This window comes from Gillisella taibaishanensis (genome assembly GCF_001938985.1).
In the GTDB taxonomy this organism is placed as follows: Bacteria; Pseudomonadota; Alphaproteobacteria; order Rhizobiales; family Rhizobiaceae; genus Allorhizobium; species Allorhizobium taibaishanense.
Window position 1 is genome coordinate 1 of record NZ_MKIN01000012.1, and the last position, 7,686, is coordinate 7,686.

Here is a 7,686-nt window from a genome sequence, read left to right on the forward strand (position 1 = left end):
CCTGACGCAGGAAACCGAGAACCTCGCACAGATGGTGCAGCGTTTCCGCACCAATGCCGGTGGCGGTTACGGCCAGCAGCAGCGCTACGCGATGGCCTCGTAAGCTTCAAACAGGGGGCGGCAAGGCTGCCCCCTGCCCCGCTTTTGCCCCTGCCCCGCGTTGAGAGTGGGGCCCTGACAAGACGCGCTGCTTTTATGGCCCGACGAACAGCGAGGCGTTGAACTCGTGCAGGATCACGTCACCTGAGGCAACCGGATTACTGGCGTAGAACTGCTCGATGCCCGCCTCGTCCATCTCTTCGAGAATATAGTCCTGGAGGATCTGGTAATAGCGGTCCCGCAGCACGGTGGAACTGGGATCGAGATTGGTCAGACAGACGGTGCCGGTCGGTCGGGTATCGACAAGCGTGATATGCAGATCCGGCCGGTAGGTTTTCAGAATCGGGATCATTTTCCAGACATCGCCCGTCCAGGACGGGGCATTTTCGCGGTCGCGCCGGCCGGCCTGGTTATAGACACGCTCGGTCATCTCGGCATTGATCGGCAGGCAATCGTCCAGCAAAATCAATGAGTCACGGTGCGCGATCCGCTCGCTGTTGATGAAATCGCGCAACAGATATTCGAACTGGTGCAGACCGTCGAGGAAGATCACGTCGGGCGAGCGGCCAAGGATCACGCGCGGATCGTGATCGCGGAAGAACTCGTCGCTGGTCTTGCTGTAGAGATGCACCGCATTTTTGTTGGCGAGAATATCGTAGCGGATCTTGAATTCAGGATCGACGCCGATGGCCTCGCAACCAATACCGGCAAGCGTGCCGCCATCGCGCACGCCGACCTCGAGATAGCCGCGCGCGTTCTTCTTCCTGGCAATCGCCGCAATGAATTCACGATACTGCGGGCCCTGATGATTGCGTATAAACATGATTCCCAATTTCCTCGCCTGGAACGCACAGCCAACTGCACAACCAGATGTGCCAGCCCTGGCTTGTATGAAACTGGCCGATGCAGGATCGTTGGCCGTGTCAAAACCGTCACTGCGAGCCGTTAGAGATGGGCGAGCCACAACGAATACGCCGCAAACCGGGCAAAGGAGGCAAGCATGGGTCTGCGCAACATCCTGATCGAGGGCGTCTCCTGCTCAGGCAAGACCACAATCGCCACCGAACTGGAACGGCGCGGCTATCACGTCGTACACGGCGACCGCGCGCTTGCCTACCAAGGCGATCCTGAAACCGGCATAGCCTTAAACAACGGCGATTTGACCCCGGCGCAACAGACCGCAGACTTTCGCCACCGTCACCATCTCTGGCACGTCGATAAGGTCGCTGCACTGGCGGCAGATCGAAGCCACCCCCTCACCTTCTTCTGCGGCGGCTGCCGCAACCTGCGCAACATTTACCCTCTGCTAGACCGGATCTTCATTCTCGAGATCGACGCGCAAACCCTGCGCAGCCGGCTCGACGCACGGCCCAAAGACGAGTTCGGCGCAACGCCAGAAGAACGCGCCCTCATCCTGCGCCTGCACGAAACACGGGAGGATCTCCCTGACGGTGCTGAAAGCATCGATGCGACCCGGCCGCCTGCCGAGGTGGTCGAGGCGATTTTGGCAAGATGTCAGGCAACACGGTGAGAGCCTCGTTCGCGAGAAGCCATCGCGAAAGCCCAAACGGCATCGTGCGTTTTATCAGACGCACGATGCCGCAGCAGGCTCACGTTACTCTGTCGCGCTGGGGTCTGTCAGGTTCAGATTGAACCAGACAAACTCTAGCTTTTCTTATTTTCGTTTGTCTTTTCGGGAAAACCGGGTTCCACTTTTCCCTGACAAGCTCTAGCGCAGAGCCGATCTCGGGATCCAGTTGCCGTGGAAGCCTGGGGGGACGCGGTGGTCGAGCTTGATGCGGGCAATCGGCTCGCCATCAAAATCCTGGGCGGCAAGGATGACGAGTTCGCTGGCGTTGCGGCGCGGATCGTACCAGACTGCCAGGATCCAGCCATCGTCTTCGGCGGTCGCATCTTTGCGTGCGACGTAGATCGGCTCGCCCGGCAGCATTTCATAGGCGGAACACAGATGCTGAAACTGCGTGCGGCCCGTCTCATAGTCATGCTTGATCAGGCAATTGAAGCCTCTGTTATCAGGGGCCGGCGCATGGGTGCCGGCCATGTAGCCGTAGCGGTGCTTGCGGCCCATGACCCCTTCGTTGGGCCGGACGAACTCGGCGCCGAATTCACCGATGCGGTCCGTGGAGACGCTGTCGCGGGCAAGGTCGATTGTCAGGCGCCATAACTGCGGCCCGGAAAATGGCGAGGGTTCGTTGACGAGCGGGAACGGGAAGAACTCGGCGGCATTGACATGCGCGCCCGGAATCATCGTGTCGGTCACCGTGGCATCGACTATGATTTTATCGCCGAGTTCGTAGGCATTGAGATAATGATCGCAGGTGAACGACCGCGTCTCCAGCCATTTCACGGCGCCGGATTTCCGGTGGATCAACAGAACCCGGCCGGGGCTATCGGCCTCGAAGGACAGAGCGCCGTTGCCCTGGATGACCGTGTCTTTACCATAGGGGTCCACACGCAGGGGGCCGAAGAAGAAGATATAGTAGTTCTCGGTGAAGATGAAATCATGCACGAAGGCCTTGATCGGCATGTCGGTCTTGACATGGCTGGTCACGCGGCCGGCAGGGCTGAACGACATGCATTCGACAAACATCTCCTGGTAGTTCAGGCCGTAAGCCAGCATCTCGTTGGTGGCGGGATCGAAATGCGGATGCGCGGTTAGCATGGAGTTGAACCGTCCGTCGAAATCGAATTTGCCGAGCGTATCGAGATTGTCGGGGTCGAGATGCCAGTAGAAGCTATCCACCTCATGCATGGCCAGCACCCGGCCCGCGAGCGCGATGACATTGATATTGGCAACGGATTTGATCATAGGCGCGCCAGGCGGCAGATCGCGCTGAGCCTTGCCCGTCGCCCCGTAAATGCCATTGTATAGCGGGCGACCTGCAGCCCGTTCCAGCTTCAGCCCATCAGTTTCGACGAAGCGGTTACAGTAGCTGACCTTGCCATCCCGAATTCGAAAAGCATGGACCATGCCGTCGCCATCAAACCAGTGAAACTTTTCCGGGCTTTCCGGGCGGGCGTGCTGATTTGAACTGGCGCGATAGAGCGAGCCGTCGAGTTCCACCGGCACCTTGCCGACGATCTCGAGATCGCGCACGACGATCTCGTTGAACAGCGGCTCGAACGGCCCCTGAAGAAACGGATTTGTGACGCTCCAAAGGCCACTATCCGGGGGGCCGGACACGTCAGGCTGCGAAGGCTTGTTCAGCATTGGTCTTTCCTTTCAGCGGGTTAAAGACGCAGCAACATGGGATGGCACTGCGACGCGAGTGGTGGAAAAGGCATGCAACGGCCGTGGCGCGGTCAGCGCGCAAAGGCAGATCGGGATAAATGGACAGGTGGGGACAGGGCTTCGAAAGCCGAGGCGACCGACGTCTAGAGTCCGTCAGGTTCAGATTGAACCAGACATCCTCTGGATTCTTTTGTTTTCGTTTGTCTTTTCGGGGAAAACGGCTCCACTTTTCCCTGACGAACGCTAGGCATCGTGAAGTGGAGGCCCTCCCCCATCGCGAGGAGTGTCAACATGTCTGCACCTCATCCGTATCGAAATTTGTCAAAGACGACTGAAGCCGCACGCGCTTCCGTCGCGATTAGAGTACAATGCAGTACTATTATAAAAATGAAATTCGGTCAATCGAAATGATACGGACTCGTACGGTTATGCCGTGAACATAAGAGCATCAGATAAATGGGACGCTCTTATCACGCAAAAAGCCGGCCCCAAGGGGACCGGCTTTCGTACCAAGTTTGAAAACTAAAACCCTCAGGCCAGCTTTGCCGAAACTTCCGTGGCGGTGCGCATGGCGTGGCTGTAGGGGCAGACGATATGGGCGGCGGCAACCAGCTTTTCGGCCAGGTCGCGCTCGACGCCAGGCAGATCGACGCTGATGGAAACTTCGATGCCGAAGCCGGTGCCGTCGTCACGCGGGCCGATGCCGACGGTGGCGGTGACCGTGGCGTCATCTGGCACCTTCACCTTCTGCTGGCCGGCGGCGTATTTCAACGCGCCGAGGAAGCAGGCGGAATAGCCGGCGGCAAACAGCTGCTCAGGATTGGTGCCGGTGGCGCCGTTGCCGCCCAGTTCCTTAGGGGTCGTCAGCGTTACGTCGAGAACGCCGTTTTCAGAGACGGCGCGACCTTCGCGACCGCCGGTGGCCGATGCCTTGGTGGTGTAAAGAATAGACATGATGATCTCCTGTGCGGGTTGGTTCAAAAGGAAGCCCGGCATCTGCGGCCAGACCCCGAAGCGCTATACGACTGCGTCTGGATTTTTATCTATCACCCAATTAAATTGCGCGCAACTGTTTTTTGCGCATTGCATTTTTATGACGGTGCTGGGACAATATGGACAGACTGGTATGAAGGACTGACGACAATGGACAAGACGGATCTGGTGCTGGACAAGCAGCTATGCTTTGCGCTTTACGGCGCGTCGCTGGCGCTGACGCGCACCTATAAGCCGCTGTTGGAGCCGCTCGGCCTGACCTACCCGCAATACTTGGCCATGATGGTGTTGTGGGAGACCAACCATCTGGTGGTCAAGGCGCTGGGCGAGCGACTGGGGCTCGACAGCGGCACGCTGTCGCCGCTGCTGAAACGGCTGGAACAGGCCGGCTATGTCACCCGCCGACGCGACAGCCAAGACGAGCGCCAGGTCACGGTCTCACTGACGCCCTCGGGCGCAGCACTTCAGGACAAGGCACTTGACGTGATGGCTGCCATCGGCACCGCCACCGGATGCAGCCTCGAGGAAATCGCGGCGCTGCGCGATCAATTGCAGGCGCTGCGCGGAAAGCTGAATGCCGCGCTGGCGTCCTGATCTTACAGCAACCCGAACACCACGGCGCAAGAAATCGCCCCTCCCCCAAAGGGGGAGGGAGCCGGTTGAGAACGGCGCAATCGTTGCGCTTCTTCCGGCCTTATCATGGAAACCATCGGTTTTGCAGGACTGCGACAGCCCTCCTCCCCCTTGTGGGGAGGGGTTTTGCGACGCAAGAGCCCTCGCGGGCACCCGCTGACCCTATTGCAGCACCTCGACACGGGCCTTGTTGGGCACGCGGTCGTAGAGGTCGATGATATCCTGGTTCATCAGCCGCACGCAGCCGGAGGATACGGCCTTGCCGATCGAGTTCCATTCCGGCGAGCCGTGCAGGCGGTAGAGCGTGTCGCGACCGTTCTGGAAGATATAGAGCGCGCGTGCACCGAGCGGGTTCATCAGGCCGGGCGCCATGCCGCCATTGGCCGAGGAATATTGAGCAAGCTGCGGCTGGCGGGCGACCATTTCATCCGGCGGCGTCCATTTTGGCCATTTCTGACGCCATTGGATGACGCCCTCGCCCTGCCAGGCAAAGCCCTCGCGGCCGATGCCGACGCCGTAGCGCATCGCGGTGCCGCCCGGCTCAACCAGATAGAGGAAGCGGTTTGGCGTATCGACGACGATGGTGCCGGCCGGATAGCCGGTCGGGTCGGCGACGCGCTGGCGATAGTAGCGCGGCGGAATCTGCTGGTAAGGCACGGCCGGGATGACGAAACCGCCATCGGAGATCGCGCCATACATGGCGTCCAGCTCGGGCTTGGACGGCGGGCCGAACGCACCGAGCGGCGCCGAAGGCTGCACCATGCCGCCCAGCGAGCCATCATCGGAGATGGGTGGGCGATAGGAGGAGGCACAACTGGACAGAAGCGCAGCGGCGCCGAGGCCGGAAAAAGAAAGGAAGGCACGGCGGGAAAAATCGGGTCTTGTCATAAAGGCTTGTACATCCTGCTGGTCAACACCGCCCTTGAGCGAGCGGCGCGGGTCGATCCGCGAATGACAATCTATCGTGCTTTGCCGGGATTTCACCGGCAATCACGCATCGGCACGATCACATTTGCGCCATGGCGTGTCGTTCCGGCAACAGAATGGCAGTCACGCTCCCCGTGCGGACTGTATTTGGGCCACCTATGGCCCTGAAATCAAACGAGGGCGACGCTGCAGCGTCTTACATCACTACGACTTCGGCCCTTGCCTGGACGCGGGAATAGAGATCGATCACGTCCTGGTTGAACATGCGCACGCAGCCTGATGAGACCGCCTTGCCAACCGATTGCCAGTCCGGCGTGCCGTGGATGCGGTAGAGCGTGTCCTTGCCGTTCTGGAAGATATAGAGCGCGCGCGCACCGAGCGGGTTTCGCAGGCCGGGCTCAAGGCCACCTTCGGCGGCGGCAAACTGGCGCATGTCGGGCTGGCGCTCGACCATGTCGTCGCTCGGCGTCCAGCGCGGCCAGGCCTTCTTGAACTGGATCACGCCCCTGCCCTGCCAGGCAAAGCCCTGTTTGCCAAGCCCGACGCCATAGCGCATCGCCCGGCCATTGGCCTCGACCAGATAGAGATAATGCGCCTTGGTATCGACCACGATGGTGCCCGGCCGTTCGGTGGTCGCATAATCCACCTCCTGGCGCAGGAAGCGCTTGTCGACCCGGTCGAGCGGGATGGGGCTCAGCGTGTGGCCGTCATCGCTCATCTGGCCATAGATCGCCTTCTGCATCGGCGTGGCAAAGGGCGAGACATAGGGTTCGCTGACCGGCATGCCATAGGTCTGATGGAAGGGCGTGGTGAACAGGCCCATGAATTTGTTTGGCCTCTCAACCGGCGGCGGCTCGGTCGGCTGGCTCCAGGTCGGTGCGGTCTGGGCCGCAAAAACTTCCGTATTCATCCGCTGCGTATCGGTAACGAAATAGCAGCCGCCCAGCACCGACAGCGATATCAAGCCGAGCCCTGTGAGCAAGGTGCGAGCGACACGGGAAAACGGGCGGACAAAAGCAGTAGACGACATTGCGCAACCTGGCCTGGTTCGAGATTGCCCGAAGATTGGCAGACGCGGCTGGCGCGAAACTGGTGGGAGGGAATGGAATGCAGCGCGCCACCGTCCCCCATTTTGACTAGTCCCGTCGGCTGGCCGTCGTGTCCACAACCTTTAAGCAATGTCGTCCGAACGCTACACGCAAGTTTCGACTGCAACTGATGCGCGCAACGGGAGTAGCAAGTAGCATGTTGCGCGCCACCGGCCCGGTCCGACCGGGCATCCTATCATCGCTCTGGAGGGGTTCATGAGCATCACCGTTTCACCGGCAGTCGCCTTTGCCTATGGCTATGCCTCGGTCCAGGCTGCGGAGGCCGATACCGAGTTTCTGGCGAGCTTGCCTGACGATAGCGAGCCGAAAACCGCCTTGCAGGTGGAAATGGAAAACATGTGGGCGCAGGCGGCGGAAGCCCAGGTGAAAGCGTCGGCGCAGAGCAAGCCTCTGACGGTTTGGGGCACCATCGACCTCGATATCGGCACCGTGACGATTTACAGTGAAAACACCATGTCTTTCACCTCCAGCGATGGAAAAAGCCATAGCTTTGAAGATATCGCCGATCTCGATTGGGAGGCCGAAAACACGCCTCAGGAGATTCTCACCGCCATCTTGGAAAAGCATTCCGGCAAAATCACCGCGAGTTCCGTCGAAAGCGGCAAGAAAAGCATGACCAGCGAGTTGATGAGCAAGATGTTCAGCAGCGATGCCCTGATCAACCGGATGTTC

7 protein-coding genes and 1 pseudogene are annotated in these 7,686 nt (G+C 59.9%); 3 read left to right on the forward strand and 5 right to left on the reverse strand.

The window, feature by feature from the left end:
* Positions 1 to 193: 193 nt before the first annotated feature.
* Positions 194 to 922, reverse strand: a complete 729-nt coding sequence (locus BJF91_RS00120) for a class I SAM-dependent methyltransferase (protein ID WP_075612466.1) — start codon at positions 920 to 922, stop codon at positions 194 to 196.
* Positions 923 to 1,099: 177 nt separating this feature from the next.
* Between BJF91_RS00120 and BJF91_RS00125 the strand changes: the two genes are divergently transcribed.
* Entirely contained in the window at positions 1,100 to 1,630 is a 531-nt protein-coding gene (locus BJF91_RS00125) for an AAA family ATPase (protein ID WP_075612467.1), read from the forward strand.
* Positions 1,631 to 1,828: 198 nt separating this feature from the next.
* On the opposite strand, the gene BJF91_RS00130 is transcribed toward BJF91_RS00125, so the two are convergent.
* Positions 1,829 to 3,331, reverse strand: coding sequence for a carotenoid oxygenase family protein (locus BJF91_RS00130; RefSeq protein ID WP_075612468.1), 1,503 nt, complete (start codon positions 3,329 to 3,331; stop codon positions 1,829 to 1,831).
* 552 nt (positions 3,332 to 3,883) lie between these two features.
* Positions 3,884 to 4,306 (reverse strand): organic hydroperoxide resistance protein, encoded by a 423-nt coding sequence (locus BJF91_RS00135; RefSeq protein ID WP_075612471.1) that lies wholly within the window; start codon positions 4,304 to 4,306, stop codon positions 3,884 to 3,886.
* Positions 4,307 to 4,495: 189 nt separating this feature from the next.
* On the opposite strand from BJF91_RS00135, the gene BJF91_RS00140 reads away from it, so the two are divergent.
* Positions 4,496 to 4,939, forward strand: a complete 444-nt coding sequence (locus BJF91_RS00140; RefSeq protein ID WP_075612469.1) for a MarR family winged helix-turn-helix transcriptional regulator — start codon at positions 4,496 to 4,498, stop codon at positions 4,937 to 4,939.
* Positions 4,940 to 5,140: 201 nt separating this feature from the next.
* On the opposite strand, the gene BJF91_RS00145 is transcribed toward BJF91_RS00140, so the two are convergent.
* Positions 5,141 to 5,866 carry a L,D-transpeptidase gene (locus BJF91_RS00145; RefSeq protein ID WP_075612472.1) on the reverse strand — a complete coding sequence of 242 codons (726 nt, stop codon included), beginning with the start codon at positions 5,864 to 5,866 and terminating at the stop codon, positions 5,141 to 5,143.
* Between the two features lie 235 nt (positions 5,867 to 6,101).
* Positions 6,102 to 6,935, reverse strand: coding sequence for a L,D-transpeptidase (locus BJF91_RS00150; RefSeq protein WP_075612470.1), 834 nt, complete (start codon positions 6,933 to 6,935; stop codon positions 6,102 to 6,104).
* A gap of 274 nt (positions 6,936 to 7,209) precedes the next feature.
* On the opposite strand from BJF91_RS00150, the pseudogene BJF91_RS00155 reads away from it, so the two are divergent.
* A pseudogene (locus tag BJF91_RS00155) lies at positions 7,210 to 7,686 on the forward strand (hypothetical protein); the annotation flags it as partial.